This is a genomic window from Kocuria salsicia, from assembly GCF_007681555.1.
GTDB lineage: Bacteria > Actinomycetota > Actinomycetes > Actinomycetales > Micrococcaceae > Kocuria > Kocuria salsicia.
In genome coordinates, this window is the sequence record NZ_VELE01000016.1 from 1 (window position 1) to 20032 (window position 20032).

Sequence of the window (20032 nt, forward strand, 5' to 3'; positions counted from 1 at the left end):
GACACCGACGCGCCGCCCCAGGTCGCACCACGCCTACACCCTCATCTGTGAAGAGCCCCAAAAGGGAAGGGCCGAATAATCCTCTGTCAGGTGCCCATTTTTAGGAGCTGCACGTCGGTGACGAAAATTGCGAATCTAGGCATGTGATTTATTTTTCGGGTGGCTAGGGCGAAACCTAGTCACGGCAAACCCAACGACAAGGACGATCGCCACAGCGGCTACCAGACGAGGCATGTCCAGGCCGGCGTTCTCCCCCAGGGGCACCACCACGGCGTCGCTGCGGGCTGCCAGCACCCCGTGGCTGACCAGCCACGCGATCACCGGGGTTGACTTGGCGGCGATCCAGGCCGCTCCCCCGGCCAGGACTGCTGGCACCAGGAAGCCCATGACGTTGATCAACGCCAGTTCTTCGTTCTCGTTGTTCGCCAGGTTGCTCATGGGTGTGCTCCTCAGGCTGCTTCTTCTAGGTCGTCGTCATCGGCGTAGCGGGCTTGTACCTCGGCCCCGGGGCTGAGCTCGGTGCTCAGCTCCTGGCCCTGGTCGTCGTAGCCGACGATGAGGCAGTCGTGGCCCTCGTGGTGGATCTCGGAGACCATGATCTCCACCCCCAGCTGTTCCAGCTGCACGTACTGCCCCTCCTGGAGCTGTTCGACCGTGGTGGTGAACGTGGGCTGGTGCGTCGCTGGTGCGACGGCGGGGCCGGGCCTGGGCGGGGCCATGCGCGGCTCGTAGACCGGGCGGGGCTTGGCATCGGCGGGGTGGAACGTGCGGACGATCGCCGCGGCCACGGTGCGCCCGTAGTCCAAGCTCGTGGTGCTCTGGTCTTCCAGCGGAGCCGGGAACAGGGCTATGGCTTCCTCAAAGGAGTCCGCAGTCTGCAGCACAGGATCCTGGGGGGCTGTGTGCTGGTTCTGGTGTGCTGCGCGGAACCGACGGGATTCCTCGCTGGCGATGGGATCGAAGATGATCTCCTCGCCGTTAGAGTCCAGCATCTTGGCCTCCAGGATGTCCTGCCACGTAACCGTAGGCTCCGCCTCGTCCTCGCCCCCGCTGGTCGGTGTGGGCGCCTGGATTGCCTTGCGGCTGTAGATCTCCTCCTCCGGGGTCATCGCCTCGATGATGCCGGGGTTGTAGTCGTCGTGGTTGGGGTCTGGGTTGGCGTTCAGGGTGGCCTGGATCATCGTCGGCTCGTTGTTGATCAGCGACACCGCGCGGCCTGGGATCGGCGGCACCTGGCACCCGATGGCGTGGTTGTCCCACATCATCACCGAGCCGGCAGCGGACTTGAGCCGGCCCAGGGAGATCCGGGCGCCGAAGTTGTCTCGCAGCTCGCCGTCGATGATGGTCGTGTCGGGCCGCTGCATACCGAAGACCAGGTGCATCTTGGCCGAGCGCGCCAGGCGCCCGATGTTCGCCAGCCATTCCATGACCGGGGGCTTGGCGCGCATGCCCTTGACCTTGGTCTCCAGGTAGCGCTGGTCCACAGCCGTAAGCAGCGAGGTGACCTCGTCCACCACCAGCATGATCGGGTCCAGGTCTTCCACGCGCACCTTGCGCTCCCGGATCAGGCGGTAGCGCTCCTTCATCGTCTCGTGCGCCAGGTAGATCAGCCGGATCTGGGAGTCCACGTCTTGGCCCAGGTACTCGATGTTGCGCCACTGGTCGTACCCCAGGAACTCGATGTACTTGCCGTCCACCAGCCACACGCGCCAGCCGGCCTGTGTGGCCTGCTGGATCACTCCGTGCTCGCAGATCGTCTTACCGCCGCCGGTGCCGCCGATGATCAGCAGGTGGGCGTCACGGGAGGGGCGCCACACCGCCTGTGCGCCGCCGGGTCCGACGCCCAGGGGGATCTCGAACCGGCGGTAGCTGGCGTGGTCTGCGATCGGCTGAGCCCGGGTGGCCGGGGGCATGACCAGCGCGGGCAGCGGCTTGGCGCGGTAGAGCACGAAGCGGTCCTCGTTGGGGTAGGCGATGAACCGGAAGGCTGCGTCGGGCAGCTGGGACACCAGCCGGCGCCCGGCCTGGTTCTGCTTCCCGCTCAGAGCAATGTCCAGGCCGTTGATGCCGGAGATCTCCGCAGCGGTGAGGTAGTCGCCCTCCGGGGTCGTCTCCCACTCGTAGGACACGGTGGCCGAGGGGTCGAAGACCTCGCGCGCGGCCTTCGTGAACCGCTGCTCCACCTGCTCACGTTCGGTGAGCTCCACGCGGGCTTCTTCCGGCTTGGGAGTGAAGATGAACCGGCCCGGCTTGTTCTTCTTCGTGCGCACCACATAGGTCACCCCTTCCACCCGGGACAGGGCGGCGGTGATCTTCTCGAGCTGCATCTGGTCGATCATCGCCAGGAAGCGGGCATTGAGCACGATGCGTTTGGCCGGGCCCGGGCTCGTCAGGCTGCCCCACCCGTAGCGTGAGGCCACCAGGGTCCGGCGGGCCTGGCTTTCCATGTGCTCGGGTAGCGGCTGGCCCACGGTGGCCGCGATCGCCTGTCGCATCGCCGCGGGGCGCGCGTCCCTCTTGAGCCACAGGCGCCTGGTGGCCACCACCATGGCCGCAGTCGCCAGCAGCCCCAGCACCGCCAGGAGGAAGACCAGCGCCCTGGGGCGCCCGACGGCCAGAAGGGACGCGCACGCGGCCACCGTCAGGCTGATGCCCAGGCCCGCCGTGGAAATCACCCGCGGGCGGCGCGGATCGTAATAGTCCTCGCGGTAGCTCACTATCTGGCTCATGGTTACTTCTTCTCCGGCACGTAAAGGTAGGCGTTCACTTGTCCCGCGTCAATTGCCTTGGGGCGGACGTTAAACTTGTGGCCCGGGGGTGCATAAAAACTGTTGTTATATTCGGATATTACAACCTTACCGTCCTGCGTTACTTCATCGACCCATGCCACATGTCCGGCTGATCCAATTCCTTCGCCACCTCCGGCATTCCACCAGGCCACCGATCCGGCGACTGGGGTGTTGGAGACTTTCCACCCTGATGCTTCCCACGCGCTTTTCCATTCGGCGCCGTTGCCCTTTTGGTGCCCCCCGTAAGAGTTGTTGAAGATGATCTTGTCCGCGGTACCACCCATGGCCTCGTTGACTTTCCAGGAGGCGTAGGAGGTGCACTCGCCGTAGAAGAACCCCAGCGGGTCAACGTTGTACACGTTGGGAGGCGGGGCCAGATGGTCCCACGGGTAGGTGTTCTTGCCGTCACCGGCTTTGCCCGGCTTGCCCGCCTTCCCGCTCTTGCCCCCGGCTGCGCAGCCCGTGCTGGCTCCCTGATCCCCCTGGCTCCCGGCGGAGCTCGCAGCGGCACCCTGGGCCTTGTGGTCCTTGCGCTTGGCGTCGTCGGCGGGGCGGCTGGTGTCGATCCCGGCTTCCTCGATGATCTTGTTCGCCGGCTCGTAGCTCTCCACGTAGTGGTTAGGATCCGAGTTGTGCTGGACCTTGTTGATGACCGGGGAGATCTCCCCGGTCTCCCACCCGGGGATGTCCACCAAGCCCTTGTTCCCACCGTGGCCCAGGAAGAAGCTACGGGCCGCCGTTGCCGGGTCGGTGACCTCCTTGATGCTCCCCCACCCTTGGGAGGGCTGCTGCTGGAACAGACCCTTGGAGTCCGTGGGAGAACCGTCGGGGTTCGTCACTCCCTTGTCCTCGTCGCCAAAGTTGAGATTGATCAGCGTCGATTCACCAAATGCCGCGGTAATTGCCACTTTGGAGGCCTGGCCAGACAGGCCGAGTTCTTGGGCCACCGCGTCGATCGTCTTGGCGTTTTTGAGCTGCTGCTCGTGGAGTTTCTTGGGAACGTTGAGCTCGTCGCTAATGGCCGAGACCGCTCCCCCGATCATGTCTTCCACGCTGCAATCTTGGGAGTTTTTCTGGTTGATGATTGTCGTTCCCGCCATAGCCACCATGGCCACCACGGCAACCAGAAGCATGACTACAGCAAGGATGGTCCCGACGACAATGTTTCTGAAAAGCGGACTTCCTTTGTGATTCTGCGATTTATTGTCAGTCATGGTCTATTTTTCGTCCGTAACGCGCTGCCAGTCGTCCAGCGGTGCCGCGTTGATGAGCCAGCCCTGGTCGGTGAGCTGCTGACGGATCCGGTAGTTGAGGTGGTAGGTGCCCTGGTCCTGGGTCCGCATCGTGACCTGGACGTAGTGGGACCACCGCAGGGGCGTGTCCGTGCCCCAGTCCTCCACGTTGCCCTTGATCTTCACGTCGCTCACGGTGGTGGGGGTCTTGTCCGCCACCGCTCCGTTGGGGACTTGGGGCAGCTGGGAGGCCAGGTTTGGGGTCAGCCACGGCCTGGTGGTTTTCTCCCACCGGTCGTCGGACTCCGAGGCCCGCGAGTTGTAGACCTTGAGGAAGGCCGTCGCCACCGCCTTGGGGTCCTCACGGTCCGGGTGCTGTGCAGGCAGCGGGGCGATCGACTGCTGGGCGTAGGTGGGCTTGGTGGGCTGCTCTACCGCCTGGGGCCCGTCCGGGTTGGGCTGGGAGAAACCGTTGCGGGTGTCCGCCGGCGGAGCCGTCTCTTGGTCCTGCGTGGCTTCGGTTGTCGGCTCAGGCTTTTCGGAGGCGAGCTTGGGTGCCCACAGTGAGGCCGTGGACACCAGCACCACGATCACCGCGAGCACAGCGAAGATGCTCCAGCCGATACGGCGTGCGCTCATCAGATCTCACCTCGTTCCGCGGCGCTCTTGCGGTGGTGCATCTGGTACACCCCGGTGTGGGTAGCAAGCCTCCGCCCCTGGGGCCGCTGGCTGCTGCCGTCCGTGTCGGACATGTCCCAGGCCCGGACCACCTTGGTGTGCGGGGGCACGGTGTCCACGACCTCCCCGGTCACGACGTTGTTGGTCGTCCCGTTGCGGTTCACTCGCACGGTGCCGTACTGGCCTGCAGGCATCGTGGCCCTCTGCCGCGGGGTCCGGTGCGGGGCCGGCCCAGACTCCTGGGGAGCTCCTGCCTGCGGAGTGGCGGTGTTCCCCTGCGTCTGTGAGGCCCCCGTAGGGGTCACCGCGGTGCTCGAGCTTCCCGTTCGCGCGGGAACGCTCGGGGTGCCGCTGCGCTGCATGGTTCCCGCGTCCTGGGTGGTGGAGGACTGCTCGCGCGGCGGGGTGTCGGTCTCCTCCTCGCTCCGGGTCGTGGTGGCGACTTCGCCGCCGGTGTGGCGGGGGGAGCCCATGGGGATGGACCCGTCCTCGTTGCGCCACCCCTGGGTAGGTGCAGTGGCCTCTGTCGTCTCCGGCTGGGGAGCTTCCTCTGCCGCGGGCTGCGCCGAGATAGCGGGTCGGTCCTGGTAGAAGTGAGTCCGCGGAGCTGCTCCCGTGTCGGGTCGGCTGGGCCCAGGCGTGGGCGCCGTGCGTGCGCGGCTGGCTGAGCGTGCCGCGCTGGCAGCAGCCATGCCACGAGAGACCCCGTGCACCGCCGCAGTGCCTGCGCCACCGGTTGCTGCTCCGACGCCCATAGCGGCCAGAGCGGTCAATCCGCGCGTCATGGCTTTCTTCTTGGCCCGCTGCTGCAGGTACTTCGAGCCGGCCTTCTTGCCGAGGTCTGTGGTCTTGTCGCCGGCGCGAGAGAGCACGGACGGCTTCATCTTCGGAGCCTTGTTCAGCGGGGAGCTCCCCAGCGCTTCTGCCAGCCTGCGGCCTACGCTCTTGCCCTGGCGCTTGAACCACCAGAACGTCACGGCCAGGGCCAGCAGCATCAGGCCCAGCATGAGGTTGGCGATCATCATCACCGCAGCCCCCAGCGCCTGCGTGAATTTGCCGAGCAGCCAGAGGTACACGCTGAGCAGGAAGACGTAGACGCCGACCATGACGACGTTCACGACCATCTGCAGGAAAGCGTTGAGGAAGGCCTGCCGGCCTCCTCCGGGGAAGACGGCCAGGTGGGCTCGCAGGACGGTGTTGATCGCTCCCAGCCCGGCCAGCAGCACGTCCTTGAGCAGGAAGAACAGGAACACGGAGACCAGGGCGAGCACACCGGCGGTGGAGACGCAGAACATGAAGAAGAACGCGAACACCGCGAAGTTGTCGGTCTCGTTGGCGCCCTTGAGCTCCTTGTCGCACTTCAAGATCGCTTTGCGTTTTTTCTCCGCGTCGGCGTGGTCCTTGGCCTTGTCGTCCCAGGTGGTGGCGCAGTCGCTGCCCTCGAGGTCGCTGCCGAACGAGAGCATCAGTGCGGGCCGTCGCACGGTCAGATCCACGATCTGCCCGGAGACGGGGTTGCTCGAGGCCTTGGCTCCTTCTTCGGTGCCCGTCACGGTGGCCTGGCTGGCCTCAGTGCCGTAGTCGGCGGAGACGGTGATCCAGTCCTTGACCACGGAGGAGGGGTTGCCCATGGGGCTGGCCACCAGGCCCACCACCACGGCCACGAGAGCGGCTTCTGCCAGGGCCGCGCCCATCTTCCCGCGGATGGCCCCCCAGGCGATCACGAGGGCGGCAATGGCGATGCCCAGGCCGATGATCCCGGTCCGGTCCAGGACCCCCTGCAGGGAGTTGGCCAGCAGGGTCAGCGGTGCCAGCACCCAGTCCAGCCATTCCAGGGACAGGATGAAGTCGCACAGCGCCAGCACCGCGTAGGTGACCAGGGTGTATCCCATCCAGGCGATGCGCATCAGCACACCGCGGATCTGCCGGGTGACGTAGACCGATTGGCCGTAGTCCAGGGGCAGCTCGGTGTACTGGTCCACTGGCACCCCGTGGCTGTCGGTGACATCACCCAGAGGTAGCCAGTAGGTGCCCAGGGTGGTCTTTGGTGCCGAGTCGTCGTCGGCCATGGCCGGGGTGGTGTTGATCAGCTGGCTTACGGTGCACAGGATCATCACCGCCAGGACCGCTCGGGTCTTGCGGTGGACGGACAGCCAGACCCACAGCCGCAGCATGGCGTCTTCGGCGGGGGTGCTCGAGATCGTCTTCATGCTCAGGCCTCTCTCTTGACCTTCGGCGGGGTGGTCAGCACGGTCTTGGCGCGGTTCTCGGCCCGCGGGATGAGCACCTTCACCTTGCCCACGCGGCTGAGGTGGTCACGGAACAGGGCCTCCCCGCGGCGGTGCTCGGGCACGGAGCCGGAGGAGTCCATCGGGGCGAGGTCCTTGGTCACCAGGTCGATGTACTCGCTGGTCGCGTAGCTCTCGTCCAGCCACTCCAGGTTCTGTTTGGCCAGCTGCACGTCACGGGTGCGGAACACGGCCCGCTGCGGGATGAGACCGCGCAGCTCTGGCGGTCCGAGCTCGAGTGCTGAGTGGGTGCCCAGCAGCACGGCGCCCTTGTGCTTGCGCCCGGTCTTGATCGCGTCGCTGATCGTGGAGGTGCCTTCGGGGGATCCGGTCATGTGGTGGCACTCGTCCACGGTGAACACGGTTTCCTGGCTGTCATCTGCGTACATGATGTTGCGTCCGATGGAGGCCAGGTAGGCGTAGGCCGCTCGGCCCATGGTCTTGTCCACGCCCATCTCTTTGCGGGCTTCGGGGTTGTTGAGCTGCTCGGCGTTGGGCAGGGCCATGCCGTGGGTGCAGAACACGGTGGCTTGGGCGGAGAAGTCCATCGGGGGCAGGGAGGGGTCGAAGAAGGTCTGGCCGAACTCAACGTCCGCGAACACGTCCATCAGCCGTGCGATGCGGCGGGCCACGTCCCGGTCGGCTTCGTGAATGTTCCCCGACTCCAGGTGGTTCTTGAGATCTCGTAGCGAGCCGATCTCCAGGTCCTTGTTCTGGAGCTTCTTGAGCTCGGCGTTGAGCAGGATCCCCTCGTCGTCCTTGACCGAGACGCCCAGCATCATCGTCATCAGGTTCAGGGTCTCGCGGATCCGCTGGGCCGGGGACTGGTAGATGCGCAGCGGGTCCAGCGCCCACACGGGGTTCATGAAGTCGATCACATTCGCGGTGGTCAGGGACTCGGCCAGCGCCTTCCACTCCTGGTTGTCGGAGTGGTCCACCGCGATCAGCTGGGCGCCGCGGTCGATGCTGTGCGAGGCCACGGTCTTCTGAGCCACCGATTTGCCGGATCCGAGCTCACCGACGAAGCCCATGGACCCCGACACGTCGTTCTCCGCCAGGCCGGCGAGGCTGATCAGCACCGGCGAGAAGCGGCCCGTGGTGATGTTCGTGGCGAACCGGAAGCCGTGGGGCATCCCCAGCAGATCGTTGGTCAGGGGCACGCCCATGGAGAAGGCCCGCCCGGTGGTGATCTGGGAGAACTCGTTGGCCACGGAGGAGATCGTGGACCCGGGCCAGAAGTCCCAGAACAGCTTTTCCTGACCGCCCAGGGGCACGTCCAGGGTCCACTCCTCCGAGGCGTACATGTCGCGCAGGTCCTTCATCTCGTCCTGGGCGATCTCGGGGGTGGGGCCGGCGGAGGAGAAGATGATCGAGGCGGCGACTTCCACCTCTCGGTCGCTGGCCGTCAGCTCCCCCACGTACTCGCTCAGGGCCATGGCGGACTTGTCGATCTCGTTGTTGCCGCTGACCACGCTCGGGGAGTCCTCACGCTGACGGTACTGGTCCTTGATGTTGCTCTCAGCCCGCCGGTTCTTGGCCATGACTCGATCCGAGGGGGTGATCACCAGACGCAGTACGAAGTCGATGTCGTGGGAGATCGAGGCGGCGAAGTTGATGAACTCAGCTCCCGGGAAGACGAACCCCGCTTGCGGGGTCAGCCCCATCACTGCGAACTGCTGGTACGCCGGGGCGGAGTCGCCGGTCTCGACCTTCAAGAAGCGGCGGCGGAACAGCTTGCGCTGCGGGGCCGTCACGTCCTCCATGTCGCTCAGCGCGCCTTCATCCAGCAACGGTTCCGGGAGGCAGGTGGCGGCGTTGATCCAGGATTCCGCGCGCTGCACCTCAGAGTGCTCATAGGAGGAGTGCAGCTCGGCCCCCCGGGTCACCAGGTGTCGGGTGATCCACCGGATGGCCTTGATCCCTACCCGGCGAGGCTGAAAGGGCGAGGGAATGTTCTTCTCGATCTGCTCCATCCGCATGCGCCAGGTGTTGAACCAGGCCTCCGCCGGGGGGCGCACGGTGGCGCGGGTCAACTCGGACGCCGAGAGGTCGAACGAGCGCCAGAAAGTGTTGACCAGCTCCTGGGGGGTTTTGCGTGAGAGCGGGGCGATCAGAAAATAGAGTCTTTCCCCCGCGGGGTTATCGGAGAGGTCCTGGTAGGTCAGGCTGCACTCTTCCATCCACTGCGCCGAGGGGTCTTCAACGTCCTCGAGCATTTTGCCCATGATTTCTTCGGGGGATGATGCCGTCACAAGCCCCAAGATCATGGCTTCCCCCGTCAAGGACTGGAGGAAGTCTTGGTGCTTGGCTCTCACCGCTTCTTTTTGGGCAGTGGTGCCGAGACCATAGGCGAGGCCTTCGAGCTTCCAGGCCGCATAGGCCACACCGCTGCGGGTGACGAATACGTTGTCTCGGACCCACCGGATGGGCTGTCGCAGAACGTCCGCCATGTGAATACTCCTTTGCGATTTATCGGGCTGTGGTCAGATCGGCCATTAGCCGGTCCAGCCCTGAGTAGATCTGTGCGGGCTCGGTGGAATCTTTAGAATTTGCCACTTCACCCGCGTCGGATGACGCAACCGCGTTTTTGCGGTCTCCAGTCATCTGGTGCGCCTTGGCGCGTTTCTTCCCGTTGCTCTTGCTTTGCCCGTATCCATTCGGCAGCTTTCTACCCCGGTATTTTCCGGTGGCGGGTCTGCTGAACAAGGACATGGCGCAGTTCATGAGGTTCAGGGGTGACCTACGGGTTCGAGGCATCTTTCCGGCCCCGTAGATCACCCCTGCCGTCACAAACAGCAGAATCAGGATCTCGCTGAAAATGTCACCGGATCCCCAGATCGGGCGAGTCACAAAACCGAGCACCAAGACCAGGATCCCCAGGGCGAACTGCGTGACCGTGTAGGGCCCTCCGGGGATTTTCTCGCCCGTGGGGGTCACACCGATAAGTTGGGGAATCTTGCGGGCAGAGGTATAGAACTTGCCCGTCTGCACTTGGTTCTGCTCGGCGTCCATGGGTGCCTCCTAGTTTCAGAGAAGTTCCGGTGCTGCCGGGGCTTCTTGGGTGATGACCTGGGTCGGTGCAGAGGCGTTCGTTTCTTCTGCGGTCTTCCCGCCGAAGAAGGAGATGAGTGCCGGCAGCGACGCGATCAGTCCGCCCACGACGATGGCCATGATCACGGAACCGACGGTCTTGCCTCGCCAGGCGATGATGATCGCCACGATCAGGCCGATGACGATGAGCAGGCCCCTGATGGTGTTCTGGGCGGCGGAGCTCTTCTCGTCTACCCAATCGAACACGCCGCCTTGCATGCCGACGTTTACCAGGTTGTTGACGTAGACCATAGCGGTGCTGAACATTTTTACTCCTCAGGTTAGCGATTTAATTTCGGAGGGCCGGGGCGCTGTTGATCTGGGTAACTTCCCAGCGCCCGTCTCGAACTTTCATGCTCAGAACGTACTGAGCGGGTTTCGAGGTCTTGTCGTGGGTCACCACCGCTGTTACGAGCACATCGGCAGTCTGCCCATCTGATGAAGAAACGTCTTTGATTTCTTCTGCGCTATTCGCTTCTTTCAGCGTAACCAAATCCCAGTACGAGGGAGAGATCGCCGTAATTTGTTTGTCAGGAGCCACATACCGTGTCACGTCTCCCTTACCGGTGACGTATGCCTCCAGGAAGTCTTTGATCGTGTTCTGCATGTCCTGATCAGAGACCCGACGGTTGTAGCTAGTCTGAGGCGCATCCTTGACTCCGGGGCTTGCAATCGGAGTTGGCGCTCCCACCACGGAAAGGGCCTCTCCGGAACCTGCGACCGCCATCTGGTACCAGTACGGCGTCCAGATCTCCTTCTTCTTGTCCTTGCTGCTCTTGTCCTCTTCCACGGTTTTCACTGACGCGGAGACCACGACCGAGGTCATGTCGTCGGACTCTTTGTGGACACTGGCCACGGCGAGGTCTTTGTATTCCACGGGGGTGTCACCCGTGATGGCAGTGGTCTGCGTGGTGCCGTATGCGTCGAGTGCCTTGTGATCGCTTTTCGTTGCACTCAGCCAGGCACCGACGTAGGACTGTGCGAAAGATCCAGCCTGCTGCTGTTCAACACCGGCACTGTCTGCCACTACGTTTTGCGGCGGGGGGTCTGGTTTGAACGAGTTGAGGAAGCCGTACAGCGCCATGAGTGCCACCAGTCCCGCCACGACGTATACGGCCCACCGCCCCGCAGTTCCCGTGGCGGCTTGCACGACCGCACCGTTGCCGGTGGTGGTGCGCGGCTTTTGCTTCTTCGGTTTTTTGCCGGGCTTGGCCGTCGATGACCCTTTACGGGACATGAAGGCCGGGACTTGTGGCTTCTTCATCTTGATCATGCGATTTCCTTTACCGTCAGAGTCTCTTGGTCGCTTCCCGTGCTGCCTTGGCCAGCTTGAAGTGGTCATTTTCAAGCGCCAGGCCCACGGCCTCATTCAGGTGGTGGGTGATCTTCTCGCGCAGCGCCTGGCGATGTTCATCCGCCCACCCGTGGCAGCCCTCCAGGGGGCTCTGCACCGTGGCACATGCCTCCAGCGCTTCCTGGGTTTCTTCCCCTTGCTCGAGGTGCGCGAGGAGATCGTCCACGTCGGTGCGGACTGGTGCGAGGGTCCACCCGTTCTCGGTGCTCAGCGCATCGGGCAGGAGCTCTCGGATGCGCTTTGCCGTGCGGGTCCGCCTGATCCTGGCCGCGTGTCCTTCGTTCTCTGCATCGGGCCAGACAGCCTCGCTGAACGCGGCTACGTCCGCGTGGCCACCGTGGAGGTGGAGGTAGGCGACGGCTTCTCCTGCCGCGCGCCCAGCGGATTCACCGGTGGCCCCGTGGATCTCGGGCTTGCCCATCAGGCTCAGCTCGATCCTGGCCGGGGATTCGGGGGCTTCCTCCCGCACCTGGCCAGCTTCCTCGAGCTCGGGAAGATCCGTGGGCTCGGCGGTGGTCTGGGGCTGCTCCTCCTTGATGGCTTTGCCCGCAGCGGGCTCGTTGTCCATGGCCTCCAGCGTCTCTGCCGACACGTCCGCCTCCGCAGCAGAACTGGTGGAGTGCAGCTCTTCGGTGTTCTCGGGATCCTGTGGCTGATCATCCGCCCCGGTGCTCTCCGCCTCGGGCGCGTTGAACATCGCCTCCAGCGCCTCAGCTGACGCCACATCCTCCTCAGCCGCTCCGGTGCCGGCGTTCTGCTCGAGGTCCGGGTGGTCCTGGGGGTCGCCGTCCCTCTCCGTCTGACCAGCCTCGGGCCCGTTGAACATCGCCTCCAGCGTCTCTGCTGACACGTCCACCTCCGGGGCGGTGCTGGACGAGGGCTCAGCGGTGAAGTCCTCCACGCTGATGTTCTCGAACGCAGACGCCGCGGACTGGGCCTCTTCTTCCCGCTTCTCCCAGATGACCTCCATGGCCTGGTACAACTCGTGCTGCTCTCCCACGAGGTTGGGCATGATCCGCAGCCCGTGGGGCCCTGCGTTCACGATGGTCGCCAGACCGTCCTCGTCCTCGGAGATGAACATGGCCTGCTCAGTGGCCACGGTGTCGGTGAGCAGCCCGGTGTGTTCCGAGCGGATGCGGTTGTAGACCTCGACCGTTGCGGGGCTGGAGTCCTTCACGTAGATCGTTGCGGGCGCTCCTGCCAGGTCATCGGCGGTGATCTGCTCGATGGTCTCCACCAGGTGGAACGAGGATTCCTGGTGGTGCTTGCTGAGGAAGGCCACGAGCTTGGGGCCCAGCTCGTGGTATCCGACCAGCCAGATGTGCAGGTCTGCGGCCCAGGGCTCGGTGGCCTGCTCCATGACCTGCCCCACCATGAGCGCGGAGGTGAACTGGGCAAGCCCCACGGAGCCAAGGACCTGCCACCGCGCGGTGTTCAGCATGATCTTCATGCCGTCGGGGCCGTTGCCCACTGCGGTGAGCGCCGCGGTCTGTGTCCCATATGCTGCTCCCGTTTCCAGGGCCAGGGCATCCTCGTGGGTGATGGCCCACTGGTCGCGGTAGTCCTCAGAGACTTGGTAGAAGGGCTCCTCCATCTCGATCTCGTGCGCGAAGGTCAGGGAGATGCGCTCGTGGTTGATGCTGCCGAGCTCGACGATGGGCAGCTCCGGGTGGTCACCGAAGTACCGGGCGACGTTCTCCATCGCTTCGAGGCCGGTGCCTACCGGCTGGTGCGTGATCCGATCCGTGGAGGACGGGATGATGCGCCGGCGCCGGTCCTCCTTGATGCCCTGCTCGAAGATCCAGGCGTCGATCTTTTCCTCGCGGTTGCTGCCCATCGTCAACTCCTCTCGTCTTTACTTGCCGGTGGCCCGGTGTCGTGCGGTGGCCCTCTTGGAGAGGGCTCCTCGACCCAGCAGGGCGGTGCCCAGGGCCGCGGGAAGCGTCCAGGCCCACTGCATGAAGTCGGACCCTGCCGCGCCGGCGGCGCCGGCTGCGACGTGACGTGCCCCGGTCTTGTTCTGGTGAGTGACCGCGGGATCCGCCGTGGTGGCCGGGAGGGTCACGTCCTGGTGAGGTGCAGGAGACACGGGCGCCGACAGCTGGGAGGAGCTGGGCGGCGCCGTCACGACGGACCCCGCGGAGTGTGTTGCCGCTCCAGCTGCTGCCGGAACGGGAGTTTGAGCGGCTGCCTGCGGCACGACGGGCGCAGGGGCAGGAACCGCGGGGGCAGGCTGCTCAGGCACCGGGGCAACAGGAACCGGAACCACGGGCGCCGGAGCCACGGGGGCCGGCTGCTCAGGGGCCGGCGGTACGGGCGCCGGCTCCTCCGGGGCAGGCTCCTCCGGGGCCGGGCTCACCGGCGGTTCCACCGGGGCAGGCTCCTCCGGGGCCGGGCTCACCGGCGGTTCCTCCGGGGCGGGCTCCTCTGCTGCTGGGGGCTCGGGGGCTCCGACTCCTGGCTCTGCGACGGGATCAGTCGCAGTTGCGTGAGCGGCTGTCGTGTCCTGGGGGTAGACCTCGGACGCCTGCGCGGCGCTCATGCCCCCTAGCGTGATTGCTGAGGCGGCGGCAGCGGTGGTCAGAATTCGGGTTGTCTTCATTTCTCTTCCTTTTCGCGTGTGACCATTCCGTCGATTACGGCGTGGCTCGGGGATACGGCCTCGGGGCGGTGGGAAAACGTGCGCTTGTGGTCAGCGGTTATCCAGTGGTCCCCCTCAGGGCAGACGATGGAGCTGTCCACTTGCTGGCCACCTGCGCACAGCTTCTGCACCTGGTTTCCTTGGAGATATTGGTCGGTGCCGACCCAGATTTTTCCCGAGCGGACGGAGACCTTGTTGCCCGTGATGTCTTTCTGCATCTTCACTGCACCACTGGCGTTGTCGTGGGAAACCAACCACCGTTTGGACCCTTTGCCCCACTCGACAATGCTTCGCTCATTGCTTGCCCCCACCCACTGGGTGATCTTGGCGTCGGGGACTGGCGCCTTGAGCGTGGTGGTGCGTTTGCCGATGGTGATCTTGTTGGGCCCCTGAGCCAGAACCGTCTCCTCAGCCGTGCCGGCAAGGACGGCCTGGCCTTTGCCGATGGCGTGCTCAGCACCAGTAGACGTGCGATAAGTCTCCGCAGCGACCACCACCGGTTCGGGGCCGCGGGCGTTGAGAGATCCTGAGTAGACCTTTGCCTGATTCCCCTGGAGAACGATGACCTCTCCCCTCCCGGTATCCACGGCTCCTGCCGTGGTTCCCCCCAGGTAGCGGACGTTCTCGGGGTCCTTGACCTGTTTCGGGTCCCCAAGCTGCTCCCCGGTCTCGGCGTTGAGGATCCGCAGAGTGGACCCTTCCAGGGTCACTACCTGGTCCTGGAACACGGTGAGCGCACGTTGTCCGTCTGGGATCTTCCATCCCTGCGGAGTCGATGCGGAAGCAGAGTCGGAGGGCACGGCAGATTCCGCGGCCACGGGTGCATCCTCACCACCGAAGAACAGCATGGCTGCTGCCACCGCTCCTGCCACCAGAACCGCCAGGGCGAACAACCCCAGGGCGAGGGGGGTCAGACGTCGTGGGCTCTCCACCGCCTCGCTGCCGCTGTTCTCGTCCAGGAGCTCGTGCGCGCGGGTGGGCTCCTCATGCGTGGGTTCGTTCTCTGCTGCCGGTGTTGACGGTTCAGCCGCCTCGGTCTGCGCAGTCGCCGTGTCCTGGATCGGGGCTGTGCGCCCGTTGCTGTCCATCTCCAGAAAAAAGCTGGGGTCCTTCCCCTGCTCCACCTCGACCGTGATCGGGAAGCGCTTGGCTGCTGCGTAGATCTCCCGCAGGGCTTCGTGAGGGCTGGTGGCCTCCGTCGCAGCCCCGTTGATCAGCCAGGGATCACCGGGGGTGATGGTGAACCGGGTGGGGGTCTTCTTGCCGATCATGCCGCCACCTCCACAGGGGCTGCCTCCACCACGAGGTTGTACCAGTAGGCGAAGCCGATGGTCGTCCCTGTGTCTCCCACCGAGGGGCCCGAACAGGTCACGAGCGCGAGGCCCGGGTCGCTTGAGCGGGTGAAGATGCCCGTGGATTCGATCTCGGACTGGGGCACGGTGTAGAGGTCGGTGACAGCGTAGGTGTGCGGGCGCCCCGCCTCGTCGGTGGCGGTGATGTGCTCGCACGGGCGGATCTTATGCAGGTGTCCGAACGGGGAGAGTTCCCCGCCTGCGGCACTGCGCGTCCCGGGGCTGTAGTCCACGTGGCCAGCGATGACCGTCTTTCCGTGGGGTGAGCCCAGAGGGGCGGAGGGGTCGTAGCGGACAGCGGCGGGGGCATCGGGTAGCGCCGAGAGATCGGAGCTGTGCCCCACCGGCACGGTTGCCGGCAGGCTGTCGGCCTCGAGCTCGTTGGCGGACGGGCTCGGGGCGGTAGAGACAGTGGAGGGGCACGTCTTCCCGCGGAACTCCTTGCCCGGGCGGGGGGCGTATTTCATGCCCTCGTCGGTGGTCCCCACGTGCTCGGCATCGGCGTAGGTGACCTGGGTTCCGTCTTGGTCGGTCGTGGTGGTCGCCCCGGCCTGCTGCACCGCGAACAGGCCGCCTGCGACCACCAGAAGGGCTGCCCCTGCGGTCGCGTAGCCTGTTCGGCTGGTGCGTGATGTACCGGTTTTCGCCACTGGACCCTCCCAAGTACCAAGTGATGTGCGTGGTCCTCACAACCACGTGTTCACAATATCACCAATACCCAGGAAGTTGCGTTTTTGTATGAAATTTTCGAGGAGTGCTCTCGTATCCGTCATCACTGAGGTGGGCTCACCGTTTGTGCTGATCGGGGCTCTGCTCGCGGTGGCTGCGGCCCGCTATGAGGCCCACCCCTGGCTCCTGGCGTCTGGGGCCATCTTCTTCATCGTGGTGGTGCCCATGGTTCTGTCCTGGTGGTTGGCGTACAGCCGGCGCACCACCGATCGGTACATCGTGCGCCGCGAGCAGCGTCACGGCTTCTACGTGGCCTCGGCTGCCTCGTTTTTGGTTGGGGTGGCCTTTACGTGGTTCGCGGACGGGTCGTGGCAGCTCAGGCTCATAGCGACCTATGCCCTGGGCATCTTGCTGGTGGTCGCGGGCATCAACCTCAAGATGAAGATCAGCGTGCATGCCCTGGCCGCCGCATTCACCGCCGTGTGCTTGCCCGTCATCGCGGGCCATCCGGGATGGATCGCCCCTGCCGTTGTCGTTGCTCTGGGCGTCCCCTGGGCGCGGGTCTACACCCAGCGGCACTCAGTGCTGGAAGCTGCGAGCGGCTTCGGCCTGGGCCTGCTGACGGGCTCTGTACTGTGCGGCTTGCTGGTGTGAGGACACCGAGATGCTGATGAGCGCCAGGATGATACCCATGGCCGTGAGGAGGATCAGGCTCTCACGCACGACGATGGTGCGCGGCACAAACGAGTTCAGGACGTAACCGCCCATGGCGGCCACTGATCCCCCGTAGCCCACGAGCAAGGCACAGTACGTGAACCGGAGGCCGCGCAGCGGCGTGGACTTGAGCAGGTTCAGCAGCCACGGCACGAGGGAGAACGTGGGGACCCACAGGCACATATGGGTGGAGAGAAGGTACCCGGTCCATGCCGGGCCCCCCACGAAGTTCTCCAGTCCCCGTGAGGTTGTGCTGTCTGCCCCCATGAGGAAGAACGTGGACGTGACACCTGCTGCCGCTACCACTGGCACCCATGGCCTCAGCACAACGGGGCGACGGCCTGCAGCGGCGAGCGGGGCCGCGACCACCGTGGTGTAGATCCACGACGCCGCGACGTAGACAAGGTGCATGCCCAGATTCAAGTAGTTTCGCTGGCCCATGGCCCTGTCCAGGGCGGGGTATGTCCAGCTGAGGGAAATTACGAACAAGATCAGCACGAGGGTTTGGCTTACCAGAAGAGCTTTGCTGGTAGACCGCCATTTCCCTTTGACGAGCCGCAGCCCCAAGCTGATGGTGAATGCCGCTATTACCAGCAGCGCGACCACGTCAGTCAGTGTCATTGGAGTTTTCCTAGATACTCCCCCGCTATGTGTTGGTCTTTGAGAATCCGACGGACATACCGCTGTTGCTTCATGGTGAGCGCCAGTAAATCGTCGTCGGAAACCGCCAGAAGGGCGTCTTTCCGCAGGTTTGCTCCATAGCCGGCATCTTGGGGGGTAATTGCTCCGGCTAGTACGAGCGCGTACACGGGATCCATCTGAGCCGCTGAGAACCCGTCGATCACCTCATCGACCCTGAACCGCTCCCGCCCGTTCAAGCGTTTGCTCATGGACGATGCCGTCAGCCCCAGCGTCTCCCTCAGCGTCTCCCTCGTTGAGCTTGTGCCGACGACGTCAATCCAGGTGGAGAACCGAGCGGGGTAGTCATCCCAGCTGGCGAAGCCCGGGGGCTTAGGCGTTCTCACGAGCAGACGGTCGGTGAGCTCTTGGAGCGCGTAGGCCGGGTGGACGGACGCCAGAATTTCGACCTGGGTGGGCTTCGAGGTGGCTTCGCCCAGAAATGACCACCGCGGTATGCGGCCCAGTTCGCGCAGCGGGTCCAGATTTCTGGTGTGGCAGATGTTGATTAGCATCTGGGCGTCCACCTGATTGCGGGTGCGCTGCATGCTCACCGTGACGGACTTGAACTCCGCATCCCGGGAAACCCTGGTCCAGGACAGCTTTTCCCCTAATCGGGAGTACAGCTCCCCGGCCCATGCGTCCAGTTCCGCTGAGGTCAAGCGCATGGCAAGGCCCCCCAGCGTTCCTCGGATCCAACGTGACGGACCTGATCATATCGTCACGCTGCAGGACACAAGCCGATGCTGGCCCACCTCGAGTCCAGTGCGTTCTTGGACAAAGAGAGCATGATCCCGTGCGTGGAACCGCGGCTGGTGTCCCCGAACTCCTTGACGTTGGCCTCGGGGTAAACCTCCTTGACCTGCTCGAGGGCTGCGCGGAACTTGGCCTTGAAACGGACCACATCACCGCTGGAGCCGAACTGCTGGTGCAGCTGGACCCATGAGATCCGCACGGGCATTTTGATGCTGTAGAGCCGGTAGGAGAGCCACACGTACAGGTCAAGAGCCAGGGGCGTCTTGCTGCGCTCCAGGAGGTGGCGCCAGGCGTCGGCGCGGATGGGCACCGCGCCGTGCTCGCTCACCAGGCGCATGAAGTCCGTGCTGAGTTCGATGTGCGACTCTTCCGGGTCCGCCAATCTGGCGTCTCGCGCACCCCGGAAGACCATGTGATCACGGAAAGAGATCGTGAACCGCTCGTTATCCACCGTCGAGGTGGCGTCGTCCTGCTCCGTGGTGGTGGTCAGGGTGATGTGGGAGGCGGCGACGGCCTGCAGCTGCCGGATCGCATTGGCGCAGTTGCGTGCGTTCCACGTCACGCCGAGCTGCTTGAGGAAACCGCGGTAGGTCTGTGAGACGGGAATGATCGGGTGACCAGTGACCACGGCATCGGTGCAGAGGAACATCAACGCGGCGCGAGCCATCTTCCCGTAGGGGATGAAGGACTCGCTGCCATCGGGCCCGATGCCGGTGCCTGCCGTGACAGTCAGGGTCTGGTTACCGTTGGTGCGCGTCCACGAGTGAGCCTCCACCGCGGCATTGGGCAAGGACAGGTTGATGAACGCGGGGAGAAGATAGCCCAGCCGCTGGGCTGGATCTGGAGAAACCGGTACTATCGGCATGAGCAGTCATCCTTCTTCGAGTCAGCATCGTCGGATGACCCGCCCCTCGGTCTGTTGGTAGCAGCCGGGGGGCTTTTTTTGTGGGCCTTCCGGGCCCGAGCATACCTCAGCACTTCACAGATACGCACTTGTCGGAGGTATGCCAGACCTGTGGATACTTGGCCTGGGGAAGGCCCCTGCAGACGCGCCAGAGTGGGACATTTCGGTACCAAACCCGACAAGGGTGGGACATTTCGGTACCAGAGTGGGACATTTCGGTACCGAAGTGGGACATTTCGGTACCACAGTGGGACATTTCGGTACCGAACGGAAGATCACAGAAGGCCTGGATCCCAGTGTTTGCAAGGCATGTAGGCCTGTGGATAACTTCTGTCCCTGAAGACTCTCCCTGAACCACCTTAAGAACCTTCAATCCGTCGTCCTTGGTTAACGCGCGAGGAGCGCGGCTTGTGGACAACGCCGTCTGTGGATAACTCGGCTGGCGGGCTCGGAGTCGTTCAGGCAACACTCCCCTGGGGCCGGGTTCGTAGACTGCAAGCGAAGCCCACGATGGCCCCAGACAGCCGGAGTAGCCCCTATGCCCGCAGCACCAGCCTGCGATTCTCTTCGCCCAGGCTCTCGTCAGTGGCGGGTGCCGGAGTCGCCTTGCTTGCTGTGATGGCTTGGTTGCACCAGGCGCGCAGGGTCTCGGGGCCGCAGCCCAGCGACTCGGCCACGACTCGGATGGAGGCCGCGCGTGGTCCGCCCTCGGTGGCTTGGCGGTCGAAGACCATCCGCACGGCGCGTTCGCGGAACTCGGGGGTGAACTGCTCGGGCATGATCCGATTCTCCTTCAGGAAGCTCGGAACCAAACCCAGGGCGCTTCACCTTCGCCGGACGGTTCGAGAGAACCACTCACTGATGAGAACCGCCGGGCCCCACACACC

At 64.6% G+C, this 20032-nt stretch carries 18 protein-coding genes; 1 reads left to right on the forward strand and 17 read right to left on the reverse strand.

Translation table 11 applies throughout. From position 1 onward, the window contains the following. Positions 1-135: 135 nt before the first annotated feature. The 13 genes from FS770_RS13075 to FS770_RS13135 all read right to left on the reverse strand — a co-directional run bounded on the left by FS770_RS13075 (position 136) and on the right by FS770_RS13135 (position 16008). Positions 136-438 (reverse strand): hypothetical protein, encoded by a 303-nt coding sequence (locus FS770_RS13075; protein ID WP_145012569.1) that lies wholly within the window; start codon positions 436-438, stop codon positions 136-138. Between the two features lie 11 nt (positions 439-449). Beyond that, positions 450-2729, reverse strand: a complete 2280-nt coding sequence (locus FS770_RS13080; protein WP_145012571.1) for a hypothetical protein — start codon at positions 2727-2729, stop codon at positions 450-452. A gap of 2 nt (positions 2730-2731) precedes the next feature. Then, positions 2732-4003 (reverse strand): CHAP domain-containing protein, encoded by a 1272-nt coding sequence (locus tag FS770_RS13085; protein ID WP_145012574.1) that lies wholly within the window; start codon positions 4001-4003, stop codon positions 2732-2734. A gap of 3 nt (positions 4004-4006) precedes the next feature. Further along, on the reverse strand, positions 4007-4660 hold the full coding sequence (locus FS770_RS13090; protein ID WP_145012577.1) for a hypothetical protein: 654 nt from the start codon (positions 4658-4660) through the stop codon (positions 4007-4009). Further along, positions 4660-6909: a hypothetical protein gene (locus tag FS770_RS13095; RefSeq protein WP_145012579.1), complete on the reverse strand. Its 2250-nt coding sequence runs from the start codon at positions 6907-6909 to the stop codon at positions 4660-4662. Before FS770_RS13095 ends, FS770_RS13090 begins: the two co-directional genes overlap by 1 nt. 2 nt (positions 6910-6911) lie before the next feature. After that, the gene (locus FS770_RS13100; RefSeq protein WP_145012582.1) at positions 6912-9437 is read right to left on the reverse strand and encodes an ATP-binding protein; all 2526 of its coding nucleotides are present in this window, start codon (positions 9435-9437) and stop codon (positions 6912-6914) included. A gap of 19 nt (positions 9438-9456) precedes the next feature. Next, positions 9457-9999: a hypothetical protein gene (locus FS770_RS13105; RefSeq protein WP_145012585.1), complete on the reverse strand. Its 543-nt coding sequence runs from the start codon at positions 9997-9999 to the stop codon at positions 9457-9459. Between the two features lie 15 nt (positions 10000-10014). Beyond that, positions 10015-10344 (reverse strand): hypothetical protein, encoded by a 330-nt coding sequence (locus FS770_RS13110; protein WP_145012588.1) that lies wholly within the window; start codon positions 10342-10344, stop codon positions 10015-10017. 22 nt (positions 10345-10366) lie between these two features. Next, positions 10367-11350, reverse strand: coding sequence for a conjugal transfer protein (locus FS770_RS13115; RefSeq protein ID WP_186366795.1), 984 nt, complete (start codon positions 11348-11350; stop codon positions 10367-10369). A gap of 16 nt (positions 11351-11366) precedes the next feature. Continuing rightward, positions 11367-13268: an AfsR/SARP family transcriptional regulator gene (locus FS770_RS13120; RefSeq protein ID WP_145012594.1), complete on the reverse strand. Its 1902-nt coding sequence runs from the start codon at positions 13266-13268 to the stop codon at positions 11367-11369. 18 nt (positions 13269-13286) lie between these two features. Further along, positions 13287-13520: a hypothetical protein gene (locus FS770_RS13825; RefSeq protein ID WP_186366796.1), complete on the reverse strand. Its 234-nt coding sequence runs from the start codon at positions 13518-13520 to the stop codon at positions 13287-13289. Between the two features lie 509 nt (positions 13521-14029). Then, positions 14030-15343 carry a hypothetical protein gene (locus FS770_RS13130; protein ID WP_145012597.1) on the reverse strand — a complete coding sequence of 438 codons (1314 nt, stop codon included), beginning with the start codon at positions 15341-15343 and terminating at the stop codon, positions 14030-14032. Further along, entirely contained in the window at positions 15340-16008 is a 669-nt protein-coding gene (locus tag FS770_RS13135) for a class F sortase (RefSeq protein ID WP_145012600.1), read from the reverse strand. Before FS770_RS13135 ends, FS770_RS13130 begins: the two co-directional genes overlap by 4 nt. Positions 16009-16219: 211 nt before the next feature. On the opposite strand from FS770_RS13135, the gene FS770_RS13140 reads away from it, so the two are divergent. Further along, entirely contained in the window at positions 16220-16747 is a 528-nt protein-coding gene (locus FS770_RS13140) for a hypothetical protein (protein ID WP_145012603.1), read from the forward strand. Here FS770_RS13140 and FS770_RS13145 read toward each other — a convergent pair. From FS770_RS13145 to FS770_RS13160, 4 genes are all read right to left on the reverse strand, one after another. After that, complete coding sequence (locus FS770_RS13145; protein ID WP_145012606.1) at positions 16673-17428, reverse strand: cytochrome c oxidase assembly protein; 756 nt, start codon at positions 17426-17428, stop codon at positions 16673-16675. The two genes, FS770_RS13140 and FS770_RS13145, sit on opposite strands and share 75 nt — an antisense overlap. Next, a complete protein-coding gene (locus FS770_RS13150) occupies positions 17425-18153 on the reverse strand; it encodes a hypothetical protein (protein WP_145012609.1) in 729 nt (242 codons plus the stop codon). The genes FS770_RS13145 and FS770_RS13150 overlap by 4 nt, the downstream gene beginning before the upstream one ends. A gap of 53 nt (positions 18154-18206) precedes the next feature. After that, a complete protein-coding gene (locus FS770_RS13155) occupies positions 18207-19106 on the reverse strand; it encodes a replication protein RepA (RefSeq protein ID WP_145012612.1) in 900 nt (299 codons plus the stop codon). Positions 19107-19681: 575 nt separating this feature from the next. Beyond that, the gene (locus FS770_RS13160; protein WP_145012614.1) at positions 19682-19924 is read right to left on the reverse strand and encodes a transposase; all 243 of its coding nucleotides are present in this window, start codon (positions 19922-19924) and stop codon (positions 19682-19684) included. Positions 19925-20032 lie beyond the last annotated feature (108 nt).